Source organism: Halomonas sp. 25-S5, from assembly GCF_029889845.1.
In the GTDB taxonomy this organism is placed as follows: Bacteria; Pseudomonadota; Gammaproteobacteria; order Pseudomonadales; family Halomonadaceae; genus Halomonas.
The window spans coordinates 1-21,175 of record NZ_JARANV010000023.1; the positions used below are offsets into that span (position 1 = coordinate 1).

Consider the following 21,175-nt stretch of genomic DNA (forward strand, 5'->3'; position numbering starts at 1 on the left):
ATAGGTTCAATTCGTTGGCTATGGCCTGCATCTTGTTGGAATCTAGTTCGTCGGATTGCGGAAATACTGCGAGCGGGTTTCCAGAAAATGCTCGGTCAGTGAAAACATCGAGAAGGTAATAATGGTGTTTATTCATTAATCGTCGAGGTCCGTGTGGGTGATTGAAGTGGTCCCAGAAATTCGGGCTAGACGCTAAGCCTGCATCCTTCGGTCACACATAAGCGCTATGTCGGGAAACGTGACAAAGGTAAAATTGCGAATTGGAGCTATCGCTATCCATTGATACAACTCTCTTTTTACCACCAGCTTAACTCTGGTGCCATCAAGGGATCGCCCAGTTCGCCCCGCCTTCATGCGTCAACGGCCGGGTGTCCAGTGCCAGCAATGGCGCAAGCGCCGCCCAGGCATCGTCCACGGCTTCGGAACCGAACAGGTAAGCATTGACTATCATTCCATCCAGCATTATCTGCACGAGGCGAGCCAGGTGCGCATCTGGCTTGCCGCACTGTTCCGCCAAAATTTCCTCGATCAGTCCCCTTACTTCATTTTTGTGCCAACGCGAGAGCAACAGCAAGGAGGCCGGCTCCCGGGCGTGCTCTTCGGTCGCTCTGAGAAACATGCATCCGTGGAACTGCTCGGAGGCGAACCAGCGGGCATGCCAGTCAAAGACGGCACGTAGTCTTTCCTGAATTGTTTCCCGATCCTCCACGGCAGCCTTAAGGGACGCCATGAAGCGCTCATGCCGCTGTTCCAACACCACCTCCACCAGCGCTTCCTTGCTGGCGAAGTGGTTATAGAGCGTCATCTTCGAGACGCCGGCCTCGTCTCGGATTCGATCCACGCCGACTGCCTGATAGCCAAATCGGCTCTTCGACGCCGGGTGTGGAATTCGGGCCACCAGCTCTGTGACACCACTCGACGGAACACTACCTGGCAAATGATCCGAGCAGCCGAACCATACACGTACCTGTAGCTCCCCCACCTAGAGGTACCTGAGCTCCCTATTTTACTAGCGTGTATAGCATGAATAGCATTCTCTAGGTCCTCCTAAGCCCTGGACCGGAATCAGCGCCGCCGCCGGCATCACCTGGGCCAGCGCCATGATCATCAGCACCCCGCCCCCAACGCCCACCGCGGCGGTGAACGCCGAGGTGAACACCGACAGCAGCACCAGCACCAGGTTGATGCCGCCCGACAACGGTGACAGGCTTTCCAGCAGCATCGACGTCTCCAGGGTCACGAGAGGACGCCACTATACCCGAGCTTGGGCTCGCCTCGTCGAATGCAATCCCATCCCCAGCATCAGGCCATCGGCATCGCACAGAGGCATGAGGCCTCCCAGCGATTCCGGCACGACGTGGTCAATCGTCGCTCAGCATGTGGTCACGCAGCTTCTGCTCGTCGAGCACCACCAGGCGCTGGCGGTCGATGTTGATGACCCCCTCCTCGCGCAGCCTGGCCAGCAGGCGCGACAGGGTTTCCGGGGTCATGGCCAGCTGGGCGGCCAGCCAGCGCTTGGGAATCGTCAGCCGCACCACCCGGGGCCCCCTGGCACGGCCCGCCGGGAGCTGGCGCAGGATGTAGCTGACCAGGCGCGCCATGGCGTCGGCCTGGGTCAACAGCGCCATGTCCTCGAGGCGCTCGGTGAGCTCCAGGGCCAGGTGGCTCATGAACTCCGCCCGGCAGGCCGGCTGGCGGTCCATGATCTCGCGGCAGCGTGCCGCGGGGATGGTCAGCACATGGGTGCGGCGCAGGGCCTCGGCGGAATAGAGGTAGACCCCGGCGCTGGACACCATGCTCAGCTCGCCCAGTGTGCCGCCGCGCTCCACGCAGCGGATGGTCGCCAGGTGACCGTCGCCGGCGCTGCGCACCAGGCGCACCGCCCCGCTGATCACCACGTAGAGCCACTCGGCCGGGGCATCCTGGCGGAACAGCCACTCACGGGTCTTGAGGGTGCGCACCTCGGTGTCCTGCAGCAGGGCCTCGAGCTGGTCCTCGTCGAGGTCGCCCAGCCAGGGCACCCCACGCACCAGCTCGCGCAGCTGCCGGGGCCGGAACAGCAGCTCAGTCGAGGAACTGGGTACCGGGGCAGTATCCGTAGACATGGCCTTCCTCCACAGGGGTGTCGGCATCGATGATCAGGTAGCCATGGGCCTGGCTGGCGGCCCCGAGCATATGGGAGCCCTGCCCGCCGGCCAGGCGTGCCACGAGGGCACCGCCGGTCCAGTCCAGCACCACCCTCAGCAGCTCGCGCCGGCCCCTCGGCGCCCGCCGGGAAAAGCCGGCGGTGACCGGGAAGCGCTGCAGCGCGGGCGGGGTGCGCCCCTGGCGCCCCTGCACGAAGGGCAGCGCCAGCCACTGCCAGCCCACCAGCGAGGCCACCGGGTTGCCGGGCAGGCCGATCAGCGGGGTACCGTCGCGAAGGGAGGGGCCGAGCCAGCCAAGGACGAAGGGCTTGCCGGGCTTTATCGCCACGCCGTGGAAGGAGATGCCCCCCAGGCGCTCCAGCACCGGGCGAACGTGGTCCTCCTCCCCCACCGAGACCCCGCCTGTACAGACTACCAGATCGGCCTGCTCGCCCGCCCGGGCAAGACATTGACCCAGGTCAGCTGCGGTGTCGGCGACGACGCCCAGGTCGAGGACCTCGCAGCCTTGCTGGGCGAGCAGGGCACGCAGCATGGCGCCATTGCTGTTGTAGACCTGGCCGGGCACCCAGGCCTGGCCGGGTTCAATCAGCTCGTCGCCGGTGCTGACCAGGGCCACGCGGACCCGTCGGCGCACCGTCACGGCATCGATGCCCTGGCTGGCCAGCAGGGCGATGGCCGCGGCATTCAGTCGGGTACCCGCGACCAACACCACGTCACCGGCGCGGCTCTCCTCGCCTCGGCAACGGATATTGGCGCCCTCGGCCAACTCCCCCTCGACGTGAACTCTCCCCGCGTCGTCCAGGCTCACCCTCTCCTGGGGCACCACGGCGTCCGCCCCCAGCGGCACGGGCGCACCGGTAAAGATGCGCGCACAACCCCCGTCGGGCAGCCTGAGCACGCCGGCGCCGGCCGGCACACGCAGTGCCACTGGCAGGCCATCCGGGCTCGCGGCGAGCTCGCGACGACGCAGGGCATAGCCATCCATGGCGCTGTTATCGACGCCGGGCAGGTCGAGGCCGGCCCGGGCATCCTCGGCCAGTACCCGGCCGACGGCATCGACCAGGGCGACCCGCTCGCAGCCGGCCACCGCCACGCCGCCCGCCACCATCAGGGCGCGGGCGTCGAAGAGATCCAGCAGGCCGGGAGTGACGACCTCCGCGCAGCCGCAGTTCATGCCCCGGCCCCTTCCGCCATGTCCTCGTCGGCGCTCACCTGCCGGGACGCGCAGTGCCTCGCCTCGGGCAGCACCATGGCGACGAAGTTGCAGGGCCGGGTACGGGCGTCGAGCTGGGCGGCCAGGATGCCGTCCCAGGCAGTGGCGCAGGCCTTCGGCGAGCCCGGCATGGCGAACACCAGGGTGCGGTCGATCAGCCCGGCCACCGCCCGGGACTGGAGGGTGGAGGTGCCGATGCTGGCAAGCGAGAGCTGACGAAACAGCTCGCCGTAGCCGTCGACCGCCTTGTCGAACAGCGGCGCGAGCGCCTCGGGGGTGGTATCACGGGGCGTGAAGCCGGTGCCGCCGTTAACCAGGATCACCTGGATGTCCTCGCGGACCACCCAGGCCGAGACCACCGCGCGGATGCGGTAGACATCGTCAGGCACGATGCGCCGCTCCACCAGGGCGTGGCCCGCCTCGGTGAGGCGCTCGGCAAGCAGGTCGCCGCTGCCGTCCTCGTCGAAACCGCGGGTGTCGGAGACGGTAAGCACGGCGATGCCCAGGGGCGCGAAGGGCGTATTGGCATGAACGTGGGCCATGGGGTCCTCCTCGCCGCCCGCGGCGCGAGCGGCGTCATGGAAAGGAGAGTCGGAAGCGTCGGGGGCCAGGCCGGCCCCCTTCATGTGGCTACTGCATCAGGGCGCTGCCGCCCTCGTCGTCGAGCGATATCCCCTCGACCCCGATCTCGGCCTCCAGCGCCAGCAGGTAGTGGCGCAGGGCACGACGGGTGGCCTGTTCGCGAAGGCTGTGGCGGACGTGCTCGGCTACCTGCTCATAGGGCAGCTCGCGTCCCTCGATGCGCTGATCGATGGTGACGATATGCCAGCCATAGCGCGAGGCTAGCGGACGGTCATGGAGCCCCTCGGGCAGATGCTGCAGGGCACGGTCCAGCTCGGCCACAGTCTGTCCGGGCGCCAACCAGCCCAGGTCACCGCCCTCCTCCTTCGAGGGGCAGGCGGAGTGGCGCTGGGCGAACTCGGTAAAGCGCTCAGGCACTGCCTGCAGCTCGCGGACCAGCGTCTCGCCCAGGCGATAGCCGGCGTCGCGGGCCGGGGCGTCGTCCGGGGCAGCGGCCAGCAGCACGTGGCGTACCCGCAGGCGGGTGGGTTCGCTGAAGCGCTCGGGATGGGCGGCGTGGAAGCGGCGGCAGTCCGCCTCGGCGGGCTCGGGCACATCCAGCTCCCGCTCCAGCAGCTCGGCGATGGCGGCATCCGCCTCATCGACCGCCTCGGCCACTCCCAGGGCCGCCGCCCGCTGGCGCAGCAGCTCGCGCACCACCAGGGCGCGGGCTGCCTTGAGCTGGGCGGTGCCGGCGCTGTCCGCCGGGTGGTGCTGCATCTCCTCGGCAATGGCGGCCTCCTCGATGGTGGCCTCGCCGACCCGGATGGGCGGGGGGCTCGCGCCCCCGGGGATCATCTCGATATCGATCTTCTGCATGGCTAAATCCTTGAAACTCATTTCGACCGGCCTCGGTTAAGAGGGCTTTTCCGGGGGCAGGGCTACGAGGAGGCGCTGTGAACCCTTCCCTGGGCGCTACCGACGCCATCCCTGGCGTAGGACCTCCTCTACGCCCTGCCCCCGGCGCCCCTTGCCAGCAGTATGGGCAAAGGCCTGGTCTCAGCCCCGCTTGCGCACCAGCTGGTAACGACGCGTCACGTAGCCGAAGGGCACGCTCCAGACGTGGACCAGACGGGTGAAGGGGAAGACCAAGATGATGGTCAGGCCCACCAGGATGTGCAGCTTGTAGATGAAGCTCAGGCCCTCGAGGTAGGTGGCCGCACCGCCCTGAAAGAAGACGATGGACTGTGCCCAGCCGGCAAGCTGGATCATCACGCTGCCGTCCAGGTGGCCCAGGGCGGGGATGATGGTCAGGAGGCCCAGCGAGACCTGCACGACCAACAGCACGATGATGACGGTATCCATTGTGCTGGACGAGGCCCTCACCCGCGGGTTGGTCAGGCGGCGATGGGCCAGCATGGCGCCTCCCACCAGGCACATCACGCCGGCGATGCCGCCGACCAGGATGGCGATTAGCTGCTTGGTCCCGGCGCTTATGAAGGGCGCGTAGACCCAGTGCGGGGTCAGCAGGCCCACCAGATGGCCGAAGAAGATCACCAGGATGCCGACATGGAAGAGGTTGCTGGCCATGCGCATGTTCCGGGAAGTCAGCATCTGGCTCGATCCGGTCTTCCAGGTGTACTGGCCATGATCGAAACGCAGCAAGCTACCGACCAGGAAGATGGTGCCGGCAAGGTAGGGGTAGAGCCCGAACAGCAGGGTATTAAAGTAGCTCATGACTGGTCTCCTTGATGCCTGGCGGCGACGGAGGCGGGATCGAGGACCCGCACCGCCTCGCTGTGCGTCACGTTCTTGCGCTCGGCGAGTCGCCGGCCCTCGGCAGATTGCAGGGCGCAGTCCTCGTCGGAGGCGGCACTGAAACGCACCGCTTCTTCCTCCCACACCTCGTCCAGCGCTTCCGGGGTGTCATCGGACGCCTCCTCCTTCACCGTCTCGCGGTGGGCGTCGACGTCCCCCTCGGCGCCGATCAGCGCCAGCAGCGCCAGCGGCACCAGGGCATGGTCGGCGTCACGCTCCTCCAGCCGAGCAGCAATCAGTGCCAGGATATGGCGAATCTCGCCCAGCCAGCGGCCGATGTCGGCCTCCGGGCGGGTCGAGAGGTACTCCAGGAATAGCGGCAAGTAGTCGGGTAGCTCACGGGCATCGAGCTCGAAGCCCGCGGCGCTGTACTCAGCCATCAGGTCGACCATGGCCTGGCCGCGATCGCGGGACTCGCCGTGGACGTGCTCGAAAAGCAGCAACGAGGTGCTGCGCCCCTTGTCGAACAGTGCCACGTACTCAGCCTGCAGCTCCATCAGGTCGGCCTCCAGCAAGCGCTGGCACCAGTCCATCAGGCGGGTGCGCAGCGCCGCCTCCCAGCGGCGCTCGGCGTCGAGGAGCTCGATCATCTCCGGTGCGGCAGCCTGGAGCTCCGCGGAGGGGTAGTCGAGCAGCCGGGCCAGCACGCGCAGGCTCAGCATGTCCGGCTCCGCGGCGGGGTGTTGCAGTGCTGCCTCAGCCATGACGCACCTCCTCGGCTTTCTCATCGCTCTGCGGATCAAAGGTCTCGACCGGCTGGACCAGGGTGGTGGTCGTCTTGCGACCGCCGAAGAGGCTCTGGCCGCTGTCGCCATGGCAGCCGTCGCCGAAGCTGAAGCCGCAGCCGCCGCGCTCCGGGAAGGCCTCGGTGGCTATCTCACGGTGGCTGGTGGGGATCACGAAGCGGTCCTCGTAGTTGGCGATGGCCAGGTACCGGTACATGGATTCCACCTGGGCCTCGGTGAGCCCCACGCTCTCCAGCACTTCGGTCTCGGCCTTACCCTCGACATGCTTGCCACGCATATAGAGGCGCATGGCCATCAGCCGCTTGAGCGCCAGCACCACGGGCTCCTCCTCGCCGGCGGTGAGCAGGTTGGCCAGGTACTTGACCGGGATGCGCAGCGACTCGATCTTGGGCATCACGCCGTCGAACTCGACGTTGCCCGCCTCGGCGGCGGACTGGATCGGCGACAGCGGCGGCACGTACCAGACCATCGGTAGGGTGCGATACTCGGGGTGCAGCGGCAGCGCCAGGCCCCAGTCCATGGCCAACTTGTAGACCGGCGAGGCCTGGGCGGCGACGATCACGTTGTCGGTGATGCCGTCCTTCTTCGCCTGGGCGATCACTTCCGGGTCGTTGGGATCCAGGAATATCTCGCGCTGGCGATGGTAGAGGTCACGCTCGTCCGGGGAGCTGGCCACTTCCTCGATACGGTCGGCGTCGTAGAGCAGCACGCCGAGGTAGCGGATCCGGCCCACGCAGGTCTCGGAACAGACGGTCGGCTGGCCGGCCTCGATGCGCGGATAGCAGAAGATGCACTTCTCGGATTTCCCGGTCTTCCAGTTGTAGTAGATCTTCTTGTAGGGGCAGCCGGAGATGCACATCCGCCAGCCGCGGCACTTGTCCTGGTCGATCAGGACGATGCCGTCCTCCTCACGCTTGTAGATCGCGCCGCTCGGGCACGATGCCACGCAGGTCGGATTGAGGCAGTGCTCGCACAGGCGCGGCAGGTACATCATGAAGGTGTTCTCGAACTGACCGTAGATGTCGGCCTGGATCTTCTCGAAGTTCGCGTCCTTGCGGCGCTTGGCGAACTCGGTGCCGAGGATCTCTTCCCAGTTCGGGCCCCATTCGATCTTGTTCATGCGCTGGCCGGAGATCAGCGAACGCGGCCGCGCGGTGGGCTGGTGCTCGCCCTGCTTGGCGGTGTGCAGGTGCTGGTAGTCGAAGGTGAACGGCTCGTAGTAGTCGTCGATCTCCGGCAGATCGGGGTTGGCGAAGATGTTCGCCAGCACCCGCCACTTGCCGCCGATGCGCGGCTCAATGCGGCCATCCTTGCGGCGCAGCCAGCCGCCCTTCCACTTGTGCTGGTTCTCCCACTCCTTGGGATAGCCGATGCCGGGCTTGGTCTCGACGTTGTTGAACCAGGCGTACTCGACGCCCTCGCGGCTGGTCCAGACGTTCTTGCAGGTCACCGAGCAAGTGTGGCAGCCGATGCACTTATCGAGGTTGAGGACCATGCCTACCTGGGAACGAATCTTCATTTCACGGCCTCCTGCTCGTAATCGTTGCCTTCGCCATCCAGCCAGTCGATCTTCTTCATCTTGCGCACGATGACGAACTCATCGCGATTGGAGCCGACGGTGCCGTAGTAGTTGAAGCTGTAGGAGAGCTGGGCATAGCCGCCGATCATGTGGGTCGGCTTGGGACACACGCGGGTGACCGAGTTGTGGATACCGCCGCGGGTGCCCGTCTGCTCGGAACCCGGCATGTTGAGGATCCGCTCCTGGGCGTGGTACATCATCGCCATGCCGTTCTTGACCCGCTGACTGACCACGGCCCGGGCGGCGATGGCACCGTTGGCGTTGTAGAGCTCGATCCAGTCGTTGTCCTCGACGCCGATGGATTTCGCATCATCCTCGGACATCCACACGATCGGGCCGCCCCGCGACAGGGTCTGCATCAGCAGGTTGTCGCTGTAGGTGGAGTGGATGCCCCACTTCTGGTGCGGAGTGATCCAGTTCAGCGCGATCTCCGGGTTGCCGTTGCCCTTGGGCTCGGCCACGCTCACCGCCGCCTTGGTGTCGATGGGCGGACGGTAGACCAGCAGGCTCTCGCCGAAGGCGCGCATCCAGGGGTGATCCTGATAGAACTGCTGGCGACCGCTGACGGTGCGCCAAGGGATCAGCTCATGCACGTTGGTGTAGCCGGCGTTGTAGGAGACGTGCTCGTCCTCGAGGCCGGACCAGGTGGGGCTTGAGATGATCTTGCGCGGCTGGGCGACGATGTCGCGGAAGCGGATCTTCTCCTCCTCCTTGGGATGCGCCAGGTGGGTATGGTCCCGCCCGGTGATCTTGGAGAGCGCGTCCCACGCCTTCACCGCCACCTGGCCGTTGGTCTCCGGCGCCAGGGTCAGGATCATCTCGGCGGCGTCCACGGCGCTGTCGAGACGCGGACGACCCTTGTGCGGTCCCTCGGTCTTGCGGTGGTTGAGCTTGCCGAGCAGGTCCACTTCGGACTCGGTCTTCCAGCTGATGCCCTTGCCGCCGTTGCCGACGGTCTCGAGCAGCGGGCCGATGGAGGTGAAGCGCTCGTAGGTCTCGGGGTAGTTGCGCTTGACCTCGATCAGCGCCGGCATGGTCTTGCCGGGGATCGGTTCGCACTCACCCTTCTTCCAGTCCTTGACCTCGACCTGGGCCAGTTCGGCCGGGGAGTCGTGCTGGTGCGGCAGCGTGACCAGATCGGTCTCCTCGCCCAGGTGCCCCTCGGAGGCCTCGGAGAAGGACTTGGCGATGCCCTTGAAGATCTCCCAGTCGCTGCGCGACTCCCACGCCGGGTCGGTGGCCGCGGTCAGCGGGTGGATGAAGGGGTGCATGTCGGACGTGTTGAGGTCGTCCTTCTCGTACCACGTCGCCGTGGGCAGCACGACATCCGAGTAGAGGCAGGTGGTGGACATGCGGAAGTCCAGGGTCACCAGCAGGTCGACCTTGCCCTCGGGCGCCTCGTCATGCCACTTGACCTCTTCCGGCTTCTGGCCGCCGAAGTCACCCAGGTCCTTGCCCTGGATGCCGTGGCGGGTGCCCAGCAGGTACTTGAGCATGTACTCGTGGCCCTTGCCGGAGCTGCCCAGCAGGTTGGAGCGCCAGATGAACATGTTGCGCGGGAAGTTCTGGGGGTTGTCCGGATCTTCCGCGGCGAAGGCGAGCTTGCCCTCCTTGAGCTGCTGCACGGCGTAGTCCTGGGTGGACATGCCGGCATCCTTGGCCGCACCGGCCAGGCGCAGCGGGTTGGTGCCCAGCTGAGGGGCGGAGGGCAGCCAGCCCATGCGCTCGGCGCGCACGTTGAAGTCGATCAGGCTGCCGGGGTAGTCCTCGGCCTTGGCCAGCGGCGAGAGGATCTCCTTGATCTCCAGCTTCTCGTAGCGCCACTGGGAGGAGTGGTTGTAGAAGAAGGAGGTGCCGTTCATGTGGCGCGGCGGACGCTGCCAGTCGAGGCCGAAGGCCAGCGGGGTCCAGCCGGTCTGCGGGCGCAGCTTCTCCTGGCCGACGTAGTGGGCCCAGCCGCCGCCGCTCTGACCGATACAGCCGCACATGACCAGCATGTTGATCAGGCCGCGGTAGTTCATGTCCATGTGGTACCAGTGGTTCATGCCGGCACCGACGATGATCATGCTGCGACCCTGGGTCTTGTCGGCGTTCTCGGCGAACTCACGGGCGATGCGGGTGGCCTGCTCGGCGGGCACCCCGGTGATCTTCTCCTGCCAGGCCGGAGTGTAGGGCTTGACCTGGTCGAAGGAAGTGGCGCCGTCATCCTCACCCTCTTTACCAAACCCTCGATCGATGCCGTAGTTGGCACACATCAGGTCGAAGACGGTGACCGCCAGCGCCTCGCTGCCGTCGGCCTTCTTCAAGCGCTTGACGGGCAGGCTGTGGAACAGCAGCTCGTCGCTGGCCCCGCCGCTCTTGACGTGGTCGAAGTGCTCGTGGGCGATGCCACCGAAGTAGGGAAACGCCACGCTTGCCACGCTGTCGTGGTGGTCGGCCAGGGTCAGCAGCGGCTTGATCTCGGCACCCTCGGCATCCAGCGGCTCGAGGTTCCACTTGCCTACCTCATCACCGGTCTCGCCCCAGCGGAAGCCGATGGAGCCGCGCGGCACGACGAGTTGATCGCGGGTCTCATCCCAGGCGACGGTCTTCCACTCGGGATTGTTGTCCTGGCCCAGGCTGGCGTCGAAGTCGCTGGCGCGCAGTTGGCGGCCCGGCGCGTAGCTGCCGTCCTCGCGAGCCTCGAGCTCGACCAGGAAGGGCATATCGGTGTACTGGCGCACATAGTCGGTGAAGTAGCTGCTGGGATTGTCGAGGTGGAACTCCTTGAGGATCACATGCCCCATGGCCATGGCCAGGGCGGCATCGGTGCCCTGCTTTGCGGAGAGCCACTCGTCGGTGAGCTTGGAGACCTCGGCGTAGTCCGGGGTGACCGAGACGGTCTTGGTGCCCTTGTAGCGCACCTCGGTGAAGAAGTGGGCATCCGGAGTACGCGTCTGGGGGACGTTGGAGCCCCAGGCGATGATATAGCCGGAGTTGTACCAGTCGGCGGATTCGGGCACGTCGGTCTGCTCGCCCCAGGTCTGGGGGCTGGCCGGTGGCAGATCACAGTACCAGTCATAGAACGACAGGCAGACGCCGCCGATCAGCGACAGGTAACGAGCACCGGAGGCGTAGCTGACCATGGACATGGCGGGGATCGGCGAGAAACCGATAACGCGGTCCGGGCCGTACTGCTTGGCGGTGTAGACGTTGGAGGCGGCGATCAGCTCGTTGAGCTCGTCCCAGTCAGCGCGCACGAAGCCGCCCATGCCGCGGGCGCGCTTGTACTGCTTGGCCCTGGCCGGGTCCTCGACGATGGAGGCCCAGGCGTCCACCGGGTCGCCTTTGGCTTCGAGGGCCTCACGCCACAGCTTGAGAAGCGGCTTTCTGATCAGCGGGTACTTGAGGCGGTTGGCGCTGTACATGTACCAGGAGTAGCTGGCGCCCCGCGGGCAGCCGCGTGGCTCGTGGTTGGGCAGGTCGGGTCGGGTGCGCGGGTAGTCGGTCTGCTGGGTCTCCCAGGTGACCAGGCCGTTCTTGACGTAGATCTTCCAGCTGCACGACCCGGTGCAGTTCACCCCGTGGGTGGACCGCACCACCTTGTCGTGCTGCCAGCGTTGCCGGTAGCCGTTCTCCCACTCGCGGGACTCCTGGCGGACCTCGCCATGCTCGTTGGCGAAGGGCTCGCGGGCCTTGCGGAAGAAGTTCAGCCGATCAATGAAGTGACTCATGGTCGCTCTCCAGGCTCCTGAAAAGATGCGTGGCCACCCCGGGCCACTCGGACTGCCGCTCCCTCGCCGGGCTCAGGCAGCTTCCATGGGGGGAATTCTGGCGGAATGAACGGCGGAATACTGCCCGGTTACCTCCATATACATGCCCCCTACCTCCAAGGGGATAGACGGCGCCGTGGGAGGGGTTAGACGGCGCATTCAGCGTGCGCGACCCGGGCCTCGCGCATGGTCGGCGAGCATCACCAGCATGCACACCACCAGGGCGGCGTAGAGGAACATGAAGCCCGCGGTACGCACCCCCAACCACTCGCTGCCCAGCACGAAGACCGGCGGCAGCAGGGCGGCGAAGAGCCCGCCCAGGGTCAGCGCCAGCCCGCCCACCAGCGCCATGTCGTCGCCATGATCGCGATGGATCAGCCGCATCAGACTGCCCTGCCCGATCCCCATGGCGACACCCATCGCCACCAGCAGCCCCAAAAAGCCCCATAGCGGGGCCGCATAGTGCAGCGTCAGTTCGCCATGCACGCCCTCGATGCGCATCGAGAAGGGGGGGTAGGAGAGCAGGAAGAGGCAGATCAGCACGAAGGCGCTGACCCACCAGCGCAGGCTGCGGAAGTCGCGACGATCGGCCAGGGCGCCGCCGATCACCTGGCCCGCCCCGACGGCGAGCGTAAAGGGCAGCGCAAAGAGCGCCGCGGCCTGCAGCGAGAGGCCGTAGCGGGCCACCAGATGACCCGGCAGCCACAGCGCCAGGGCCACGAAAGCGCCGAAGAAGAAGCTGTAGGTGATCGCCAGCCGCCAAAGCTGCCAGTCGGCGAGGCGGGTGGCGAAGCACACGGCGCGCGTGCTCGGCGACGACCGAACCGGCGGCGCCTCGTCATCCAGCGTCTCACCGACGGGCGCGTCGCCATCATCGGCGAACAGCCACAGCAGGGCCGCCACCAGCAGCACCGGCAGCAGATAGAGCAGCGGCGCCAGGCGCCAGCCATAGGCCTGACTGACCAGCGGCAGCAGCAGGTAGCTCAGCCCCGCCCCCACCATGCCGGCTCCGTAGAGGCCCAGCGCCAGGCCGGTATGGCGCGGCGGCCCCAGTTCCGCCACATAGACCAGGCCGGCGGCCAGCGAGCCGGCCCCCAGCCCCAACCCCAGTCCGGCCAGCAGGAACTCCAGGTAGTGATTCGCCTGGCTGACCCACCACAGGAAGGGACAGATCAGCAGCAGGCAGCCGAGCATGACCCGACGCCCACCGAGGCGACGAGCCAGCAGTGCCATGGGCAGGCTGGCCAGCGCCCCGGCGAGCATCGGCATGGCCAGCAGCACCGCGAAGCCGACGCTGCCCAGGGCCAGGTCCCGGCGCAGCTCCACGCCGAGCACGGCGAACAGGGTCCAGCAGGCGAAGACCAGGGCGAAGGCCAGTGGCGAGAGCACGACCACCACCAGCGAACGGTAGCCCGGGGGCGCCGATTCGCCATCGACCGGCGCATCGCGGGGCTCGTTCGGGAGGGGATCGGGGTCGCAGGACATGGCGCCGGGGCTCGAGGGATATGACTGAATTCTCGGGAGCCCCGGGGACAGGGTCAAAAGGGCAAGGGAGGTACACCTTTGAGGGAGCAACGACTACCCACTAGGGTATAGTAGCAACCTGAGTCCCAACTCCAGCGCCGCATGCGGAGGGCGATCCTGCCGATGAAACTGCTGCAACGCTCCCTGGTGGCCCGCATCATCGCCTCGCTGCTGGCGATCAGCGCCATGGCACTGATCAGCATCGTGGTGACCATGGTGGTGGCCAACGGCAGCCGCGGTGATGCCGCCGCCATCAACGTGGCCGGCTCGCTGCGCATGAACACCTACCAGATCGTCGCTGCCCTGCAGCGCTATGAACAGCAACCCGAGGCGGCGCAGCGCGAACGGGTCCAGGCGCTGAGCGAGCGTTTCCACGAACGGCTGGTCAGCCCCCGCCTGACCGCGGCCCTGCCCGGGGCCGAGGACCATCCCCTGCAGGCGCAGTACCGGATGCTCAAGGCGCGCTGGGACGAGGCGCTGGCGCCCCAGGTGACCCGCGCCATTGCCGGCGAAGGGTTGGAGGTCGACGCCCTGCGCCAGACCCTGGACGACCTGGTGGGCGACATCGACCAGCTGGTCACCCAGCTGGAGCAGAACAGCGAGGCCAAGATTCGCCTGCTCAGCGTGCTGCAGATCCTCTTCCTGACGCTGACCGCCGTGGTAGTGGCGATCGCCCTCTACGACATCCGCCACAACCTGGTGGCCCCGCTACACCAGCTGGTGGTACTGGCCCGGGAGGCCGGCCGCCACAACTTCCAGTATCGCACCCGGCTCAAGGGCAGCGACGAGCTGGCCCTGCTGGGCCGGACCCTGGATACCATGGCCGGCGAGCTCGCCGCCAGCTACGCCGAGCTGGAGGAGCGCGTCTCGCGCAAGAAGCTGGAGCTCGAGCGCAGCAACCGGGTCATGCAGGTGCTCCACGACAGCAGCCGGGCTCTCTATGGCGGCGGCAACGACCTCTGCGCCAGCGCCGCCCCGATGCTGCGCCGCATCGAGCAGCTGCTCGACCTCGGCCCGATCCGACTCTCGCTGCATGACCCCTTCGACGACCGCGAGGTGCCGATACTCGCCACCCACTCGCGCAGCCGCCCGACCTACTGTCGCGACCACGAGTGCCACGCCTGCCTGATCGATCCCCAGCCCCTGGAGCTCTCCAAGCGCGAGGGGGCGGAGTGCCTGCTGCTGCCGGTGAGCGTCGGCGCGACCCTGCTCGGCACCCTGGAGGTCCGGTACTCTGAGGGGGGCGAGCTCACCGACAGCACCCGCCGGTTGCTCAACGCCTTGACCGACCAGCTGGCCACGGCGATCTACCTGCAGCGGCGGATCGAGGAGCAGCAGCAGGTAACGCTGATGAACGAGCGCACCATCATCGCCCGTGAGCTCCACGACTCCCTGGCCCAGTCGCTCTCCTACCTCAAGATGCAGGTCGCCAGGCTCGAGCGCATGCAGGCCAAGGAGATGCCACGCGAGGCCCAGACGGCGGTCTTCGGCGAGCTGCGCACCGGGCTCGACAGCGCCTATCGTCAGCTGCGCGAGCTGCTCACCACTTTCCGCCTCAAGCTCGAGGGCCCCGGCCTGCAGAGCGCCATGCGCCAGACCACCGAGGAGTTCGCCGCGCGGCTGGGCTTCAAGGTCGAGCTGTTCTTCGACGTGCCGCCGCACCTGCTCAATCCCAACGAGGAGATCCATGTGCTGCAGGTGGTCCGCGAGGCGCTGGCCAACGTCCACAAGCATGCCCGGGCCCACTGGGCGGCAGTTACGGTGCGCTTCCAGCAGGCCCGGCTGCATGTCATGGTCGAGGACGACGGCATCGGCCTGCCGGCGGACGGCTCACCGCCCATGCACTACGGCCTGGTGATCATGCGCGACCGGGCCGATACCCTGGGTGGCGAGTTCGCGGTACGCAACCGCCAGGCCGGCGGCACCCTGGTCGAGCTCACCTTCTCTCCCCAGACCGCGCGGCTGATCGCCCAGCAGCCGGCAAGCGGCTCCGAGACCACCGCCCTTCAACACGGACACAGGGACTAGCCAGGATGACCCGGACCGATCACGACACCCCTGCCACGATCCTGCTCATCGACGACCATCCGCTGCTGCGGCGCGGTGTGGCGCAGCTACTCGAGCTGGAAGACGACCTGGACCTGGCCGGCGAGGCGGGCGAACCGGAGGTCGGACTCCGGCTCGCCGGCGAACTCGACCCCGACATGATCCTGCTCGATCTCAACATGCCCGGCATGGACGGCATCGCCACCCTGAAGGCGCTGCGCGAGCAGGGCTATGCCGGGCGCATCGTGATGTTCACCGTCTCGGACCACGAGGAGGACGTGGTCGCCGCCCTGCGCAGCGGCGCCGACGGCTACCTGCTCAAGGATATGGACCCCGACGAGATGGTGCGCCAGCTGCACCAGGCGGCCCTGGGGCGCATGGTGATCAGCGAGAGCCTCACCGCCCTGCTGGCCGAGGCGCTGCGCAGCCAGCGCAACCAGCCGGCGGCCCCGGATATCCACAGCATGACCCAGCGCGAGCGCGAGATCCTGCGCGAGTTGGCCGCCGGTCTCTCCAACAAGCTGATCGCCCGCAAGCTCGACATCACCGAGGGCACGGTGAAGGTGCACGTCAAGCACCTGCTCAAGAAGCTCAACCTGCGCTCGCGGGTGGAGGCCGCGGTATGGGCCGTCCAGGAGGGTGTGGACAAGTAGATCCTGTGTGGATACCTCCAAAGACTCCCGCGGCCTCCGCCGCCGCACCCACCACCCCGCCCGACACGACTAATTCCTTGCAGATCAATGAGCTATAGCTGGATACCTCCTACCACTCTGGAGGTATCCTGCGGATTTTCCGGCATTTTTCCCCCGTTTCGCCGTTTCCCCACGAGGCGTATCTTTCGCGGCAAAGCCCCACGCCTTGATATTGGTCAACCGTGACCGTGGGCCGGGGCCCCACGCAAGCTCTCTGAGGGGAAATGCCATGACCAGAAAGAATGCCGACATCGAAAATTGGGATGTCGAGAATGAGGAGTTCTGGGAGAAGGAGGGCAAGAAGGTTGCCAACCGCAACCTCTGGATCTCCATTCCCAGCCTGCTGATGGGCTTCGCCGTCTGGCTGATGTGGGGCATGATCACCACCCAGATGCGCAACCTGGGCTTCCCGTTCACGGTGGACCAGCTGTTCACCCTGACCGCCATTGCCGGCCTCGCCGGCGCCACCCTGCGCATCCCGGCCTCGTTCATGATCCGCATCGCCGGCGGGCGCAATACCATCTTCCTGACCACCGCCCTGCTGATGGTGCCCGCCCTGGGCACCGGCATCGCGCTGATGAACCCGGGCACGCCCTTCTGGGTGTTCCAGGCCCTGGCGCTGCTCTCGGGCGTCGGCGGCGGCAACTTCGCCAACTCGATGAGCAACATCTCCAGCTTCTTTCCCAAGAAGCAGCAGGGCTACGCCCTGGGCATGAACGCCGGCCTCGGCAACTTCGGCGTCACCACCATGCAGATCCTGATCCCGCTGGTGATGACCGTGGGCATCTTCGGCGCCCTGGGCGGCGAGCCAATGGAGCTGCAGAAGGCCAGCGGCACCCTGATCGGGCGTATCGAGGCGGGCACCGATACCTGGATCCAGAACGCCGCTTTCATCTGGCTGATCTTCCTGATCCCACTGGCCTTTGCCGGCTGGTTCGGCATGAACAATATCCGCGCCATCACGCCCAACCCCGGCTCTCCCCTGCAGGCCTTCGGCAAGATCCTGGGCCTCTATGCGGTGGGCCTCCTGACCTCGATCCTCGGCGTGGTGGCGCTGGGCTGGCTCAACATGTGGCTCGCCCTGCCACTGACCATCGTGCTGACCCTGTTCCTGCTGCGCCTGATCCCGGGTGACATCAAGCCGAACATCCAGAAGCAGTTCGCGATCTTCTCCAACAAGCATACCTGGGCGATGACGGTGCTCTACATTGCCACCTTCGGCTCCTTCATCGGCTTCTCCGCGGCGCTGCCGCTCTCGATCAGCGTCATCTTCGGCAACATGATGGAGGTGGCCGCCGACGGCACCATCACTCGGGTGGCCAACCCGGAGGCCCCCAGCGCCCTCACCTGGGCCTGGATGGGTCCCTTCGTCGGCGCGCTGATCCGCCCGGTGGGCGGCTGGATCTCCGACAAGGTGGGCGGTGCCATCGTCACCCAGGCGATCTCCGTGGTGATGGTGCTGGCCTCCGCCGCCGTGGGCTACGTGATGATGCTGGCCTACAACGCCACCGACCCCAACCAGTACTTCTGGATGTTCCTGGTACTGTTCATCGCGCTGTTCGCCGCCAGCGGCATCGGCAACGGCTCCACCTTCCGCAGCATCGGCTTCATCTTCGACCTGCAGCAGAAGGGCCCGGTGCTCGGCTGGACCTCCGCCGTGGCCGCCTACGGCGCCTTCATCGCCCCGCGGGTGATGGGCGAGCAGATCAAGGCCGGCACCCCGGAGATGGCCATGTATGGCTTCGCGGTCTTCTACGCACTCTGCCTGGTCGTCAACTGGTGGTTCTATCTGCGCAAGAACGCCTACGTAAAGAACCCCTGATGGACACTGCCGGGTCCGAGGGGCCCGGCAGTGACCTGCCACCGCAGGCGCTGCCTACCAAGGGGTAGCGGATAGACACATCGGGGGTACTGGCGGCAGACGCTTGATGCATATCAAGGGCAATCGACAGGCTACCGCCACACTGGACAGCACCATTCATGCTTGCCTGAGGGGAATACCATGAAACATCTCGAGGGGGTGACCCCACCCCAGCAATACCGGGCCCTGGGACTCAGCACCCTGGCCTTTACCACCTGCTTCGCGGTGTGGACGATCTTTTCCATTATCGGGATCCAGATCAAGCAGGACCTGGGGCTCAATGAGACCCAGTTCGGCATCCTGGTCGCCACGCCGATATTGACCGGCTCCATCAGCCGCATCTTCCTGGGCATCTGGACCGAGCAGTTCGGCGGCCGCCGCGTGTTCAGCCTGCTGATGCTGATCACCGCGGTCTGCGTCTTCATGCTCTCCTACGTCCAAACCTATGCCATGTTCCTGGTCGCGGCGCTCGGCGTGGGCCTGGCCGGGGGCTCCTTCATCGTCGGCATCGCCTACACCTCCTACTGGTTCGAGAAGGAGAAGCAGGGCACCGCACTGGGCATCTTCGGTGCCGGCAACGCCGGTGCGGCGGTGACCAACTTCGGCGCGCCCTTCTTGCTGCTGGCGCTGGGCTGGGAGCAGACCGCGGTGGTCTACGCCATCGTGCTGACCGTGGTCGCCGTGGGCTTCTGGGTCTTCTCCAAGGAGGATCCACTGACCCGCGCCCGGCGCGGCCAAGGCGGCAAGGGCTCCTCTGCCCGCGAACAGCTGGAGCCGCTCAGGCACCTGCAGGTGTGGCGCTTCGCCCTCTACTACTTCTTCGTGTTCGGCGCCTTCGTCGCCTTGGCCTCTTACCTGCCGCGCTACTACGTCGGCGCCTACGATGTCAGCATCGCCGTAGCCGGCAGCCTGGCGGCCCTCTACACCCTGCCGGCCAGCGTGTTTCGCGCCCTGGGCGGGTGGATGTCCGACCGCTATGGCGCCCGGTCGATCATGTATATGACCTTCATCGCCTCGCTGTTGTGCCTGTTCCTGCTGGCCTACCCCGAGACCAGCTACGTAGTGCAAGGCAAGGAGGGCGAGATCGCCTTCACCCTGGCCATGCCGCTGTGGGGCGTGGTGGTGCTGACGGTGCTGCTGGGCTTCTTCATGTCGCTGGGCAAGGCCGCCGTCTACAAGCACATCCCGGTCTACTATCCCGAGAATGTCGGCTCGGTGGGCGGTCTGGTCGGCATGATCGGCGGCCTGGGCGGCTTCTTCCTGCCGATCATGTTCGGCATCGTGCTCGACCTCACCGGCGTCTGGACCAGCTCCTACATGGTGCTGTTCGTACTGGTGGCGGTCTCGCTGGCCTGGATGCATGGCGCCATTCGCCGCATGGAGCGCCAGAGGGTTCCCGAACTCGGCGAGGAGCGCTATCGCTACCTGCCGGAGATCCAGGGGCCTGCGGAGCACTATGCCGAGCGCAGAAGGACCCAGCAGACCGAGGAGTGACTCCGCATCCCAAGCGTCGAGAATGCCACCTGCGGGTGGCATTCTCGTTTTCGGCGAGGTGTCTTGATCCAGGCCAGGAAAATCTGCCGCGCCTCGCGCTATAGTGGCATCTGAAATACATCAATAGGCCGACCCCCGATGCGGGTCCCGGCCATATGCCAGATGCGAGGTGTCTCCCATGTCCCACACCCTGGCCCACGAAGGTTCCGCCAACCCCCACAAGGCCGACCGCGGCCGCGGCGCGGCCATCGTCGTCTATATGCTCTTCCTGGGCAGCGTGCTCGCCGTCGTCACCGCGCCTGTCGGCGTGCTGATCGCCCACCTGAAGCGCCGAGGCGCCGAGCCTTGGGTGCAGAGCCACCTGCAGTTCCAGATCCGCACCTTCTGGCTGGGCGTGCTGGGCGGCGGTCTCTTCATCGCCACCTGGCAACTACTGGGGCTGGTGGGCGCCCCTGCCGTGGCGCCCTGGGCGCTGGGCTACATCTACTTCACCGCCTGTCTGATCTGGATGGTGGCGCGCTGTGGCGTGGGCATCAGCCGCCTGACCGCCAACCAGCCGGTGACCAACCCGTGCAGCCTGGCCTTCGGCGGCGCCCGGGTGACCCTGGCGGACGGATGAACGAGCGCGCCCTGTCACGCGAGCTGCCTAACCCTGGGTGGGGGCCACTCTCGGCGCTGCCCGGCAATCCGCTGATGTGGGTGCTGATCTTAAGCGAGATGCTGGTCTTCAGCGCCTTCTTCGCCCTGTATGCCACGGAGCGGGTGGCGGCGACGGCCATGTTCGACGCCTCCCAGCGCGAGCTCGACCCGTTGATGGGCGGGCTCAACACCCTGGTGCTGCTGACCAGCGGGCTCTGCGTGGCCCTGGCCGTGGAGGCCGTGAACACCGAACGGGTCCGCCGTGCCCGCCAGTGGTTGGGCGCCGCCATGGCGCTGGGCGTGCTGTTCGGCGTGATCAAGGTGGTCGAATACTCGAGCAAGTTCGCCGCCGGCATCACCCCGGAAACCAACACCTTCTTCGGCTTCTACTACGGGCTCACCGCCTTCCACTTCGCCCACGTGCTATTCGGCCTGGCACTGCTGGCGCTGGTGACCTGGCGTACCTCCCCCGAAAACGTGGAGACCGCTGCCGCCTTCTGGCACATGGTCGACCTGATCTGGATCCTGCTCTACCCGCTGCTCTATCTATTACGCTGAAGGCTCTCTATCCAGCTGAGGGCTCTCTATCAAGCTGAGGGCTCTCGATTAAGCTGAGGGCTCTCCCTCAAGCTGAAGGCTCCCTACTGAGGTGACCATGACCGCCCTGCCCGGCACCCGCCGCCTGCTCGCGACCTGGGCCACGCTGATGGCCCTGACGCTGCTCTCGATGGTCTTGGCGCGCCTCGACCAGGACAGCTGGCAGGCGCTGCCGCTCTGGTCAGCAGGCCTGGTGATCGCCGCCACCGGCTTCAAGGCCCACCGGCTGCTGATGGTCTATCTCAATCTGCGCGCCGCCACCCCGGCCTGGAAAGGCACCTTCGTGGGCCTGGTGGTGCTGACGCTGGCACTGATCGCCGGCGGCCACCTGGTGGCGCGGCTGGCCGGCTGACGCCGACTCCAGCACCCGGGTATCGCCGCCGCGGATCGAACGCGCGAGCCTCCACCTGGCGCCTCCTGGCCAGCCGCGGTATCGCATCGCCGCTTACCGTTACTCCCGAGCCAGCGAGAACGTGCCCCGCGTCGGGATGCCTGTTATAAGTGAA

General features: G+C 66.5%; 19 protein-coding genes. 7 read left to right on the plus strand and 12 right to left on the minus strand.

The features are described 5' to 3' along the window. From OP498_RS14700 to OP498_RS14755, 12 genes are all read right to left on the minus strand, one after another. On the minus strand, nucleotides 1-136 hold a 136-nt coding region (locus OP498_RS14700; RefSeq protein WP_280554191.1), incomplete at its 3' end, for a PhzF family phenazine biosynthesis protein. Between the two features lie 186 nt (nucleotides 137-322). Next, complete coding sequence (locus tag OP498_RS14705) at nucleotides 323-898, minus strand: TetR/AcrR family transcriptional regulator (protein ID WP_232911876.1); 576 nt, start codon at nucleotides 896-898, stop codon at nucleotides 323-325. 111 nt (nucleotides 899-1,009) lie between these two features. Next, nucleotides 1,010-1,222 carry a hypothetical protein gene (locus OP498_RS14710; RefSeq protein WP_280554124.1) on the minus strand — a complete coding sequence of 71 codons (213 nt, stop codon included), beginning with the start codon at nucleotides 1,220-1,222 and terminating at the stop codon, nucleotides 1,010-1,012. 139 nt (nucleotides 1,223-1,361) lie between these two features. Beyond that, nucleotides 1,362-2,105, minus strand: a complete 744-nt coding sequence (locus tag OP498_RS14715) for a Crp/Fnr family transcriptional regulator (RefSeq protein ID WP_280554127.1) — start codon at nucleotides 2,103-2,105, stop codon at nucleotides 1,362-1,364. Next, nucleotides 2,065-3,321: a gephyrin-like molybdotransferase Glp gene (gene glp / locus OP498_RS14720; RefSeq protein ID WP_280546974.1), complete on the minus strand. Its 1,257-nt coding sequence runs from the start codon at nucleotides 3,319-3,321 to the stop codon at nucleotides 2,065-2,067. Before glp ends, OP498_RS14715 begins: the two co-directional genes overlap by 41 nt. Further along, nucleotides 3,318-3,902 carry a molybdenum cofactor biosynthesis protein B gene (moaB, locus tag OP498_RS14725; protein WP_280546973.1) on the minus strand — a complete coding sequence of 195 codons (585 nt, stop codon included), beginning with the start codon at nucleotides 3,900-3,902 and terminating at the stop codon, nucleotides 3,318-3,320. Before moaB ends, glp begins: the two co-directional genes overlap by 4 nt. An 88-nt stretch (nucleotides 3,903-3,990) precedes the next feature. Then, nucleotides 3,991-4,800, minus strand: a complete 810-nt coding sequence (locus OP498_RS14730; RefSeq protein WP_280546972.1) for a peptidylprolyl isomerase — start codon at nucleotides 4,798-4,800, stop codon at nucleotides 3,991-3,993. Nucleotides 4,801-4,980: 180 nt separating this feature from the next. Continuing rightward, on the minus strand, nucleotides 4,981-5,658 hold the full coding sequence (gene narI / locus OP498_RS14735) for a respiratory nitrate reductase subunit gamma (protein ID WP_280546971.1): 678 nt from the start codon (nucleotides 5,656-5,658) through the stop codon (nucleotides 4,981-4,983). Continuing rightward, entirely contained in the window at nucleotides 5,655-6,443 is a 789-nt protein-coding gene (narJ, locus tag OP498_RS14740; RefSeq protein WP_280546970.1) for a nitrate reductase molybdenum cofactor assembly chaperone, read from the minus strand. Before narJ ends, narI begins: the two co-directional genes overlap by 4 nt. Then, on the minus strand, nucleotides 6,436-8,004 hold the full coding sequence (narH, locus tag OP498_RS14745; RefSeq protein WP_280546969.1) for a nitrate reductase subunit beta: 1,569 nt from the start codon (nucleotides 8,002-8,004) through the stop codon (nucleotides 6,436-6,438). The genes narJ and narH overlap by 8 nt, the downstream gene beginning before the upstream one ends. Continuing rightward, complete coding sequence (locus tag OP498_RS14750) at nucleotides 8,001-11,777, minus strand: nitrate reductase subunit alpha (RefSeq protein ID WP_280554130.1); 3,777 nt, start codon at nucleotides 11,775-11,777, stop codon at nucleotides 8,001-8,003. The genes narH and OP498_RS14750 overlap by 4 nt, the downstream gene beginning before the upstream one ends. 198 nt (nucleotides 11,778-11,975) lie before the next feature. Further along, entirely contained in the window at nucleotides 11,976-13,301 is a 1,326-nt protein-coding gene (locus tag OP498_RS14755; protein ID WP_280546967.1) for an MFS transporter, read from the minus strand. Nucleotides 13,302-13,463: 162 nt separating this feature from the next. Here OP498_RS14755 and OP498_RS14760 point away from each other — a divergent pair, with 162 nt between their 5' ends. From OP498_RS14760 to OP498_RS14790, 7 genes are all read left to right on the plus strand, one after another. After that, complete coding sequence (locus tag OP498_RS14760) at nucleotides 13,464-15,368, plus strand: type IV pili methyl-accepting chemotaxis transducer N-terminal domain-containing protein (protein ID WP_280546966.1); 1,905 nt, start codon at nucleotides 13,464-13,466, stop codon at nucleotides 15,366-15,368. A 5-nt stretch (nucleotides 15,369-15,373) separates the two neighbouring features. Then, the gene (narL, locus tag OP498_RS14765) at nucleotides 15,374-16,039 is read left to right on the plus strand and encodes a two-component system response regulator NarL (RefSeq protein ID WP_280546965.1); all 666 of its coding nucleotides are present in this window, start codon (nucleotides 15,374-15,376) and stop codon (nucleotides 16,037-16,039) included. Nucleotides 16,040-16,307: 268 nt separating this feature from the next. Further along, a complete protein-coding gene (locus OP498_RS14770; protein ID WP_280546963.1) occupies nucleotides 16,308-17,900 on the plus strand; it encodes an antiporter in 1,593 nt (530 codons plus the stop codon). Nucleotides 17,901-18,080: 180 nt separating this feature from the next. Next, nucleotides 18,081-19,433 (plus strand): nitrate/nitrite transporter, encoded by a 1,353-nt coding sequence (locus OP498_RS14775; protein ID WP_280554133.1) that lies wholly within the window; start codon nucleotides 18,081-18,083, stop codon nucleotides 19,431-19,433. A 178-nt stretch (nucleotides 19,434-19,611) separates the two neighbouring features. Next, complete coding sequence (locus OP498_RS14780) at nucleotides 19,612-20,052, plus strand: hypothetical protein (RefSeq protein ID WP_280546960.1); 441 nt, start codon at nucleotides 19,612-19,614, stop codon at nucleotides 20,050-20,052. Further along, nucleotides 20,049-20,630, plus strand: coding sequence for a cytochrome c oxidase subunit 3 family protein (locus OP498_RS14785; protein WP_280546959.1), 582 nt, complete (start codon nucleotides 20,049-20,051; stop codon nucleotides 20,628-20,630). The genes OP498_RS14780 and OP498_RS14785 overlap by 4 nt, the downstream gene beginning before the upstream one ends. Before the next feature lie 97 nt (nucleotides 20,631-20,727). Then, a complete protein-coding gene (locus tag OP498_RS14790; protein ID WP_280554135.1) occupies nucleotides 20,728-21,021 on the plus strand; it encodes a cytochrome C oxidase subunit IV family protein in 294 nt (97 codons plus the stop codon). Nucleotides 21,022-21,175 lie beyond the last annotated feature (154 nt).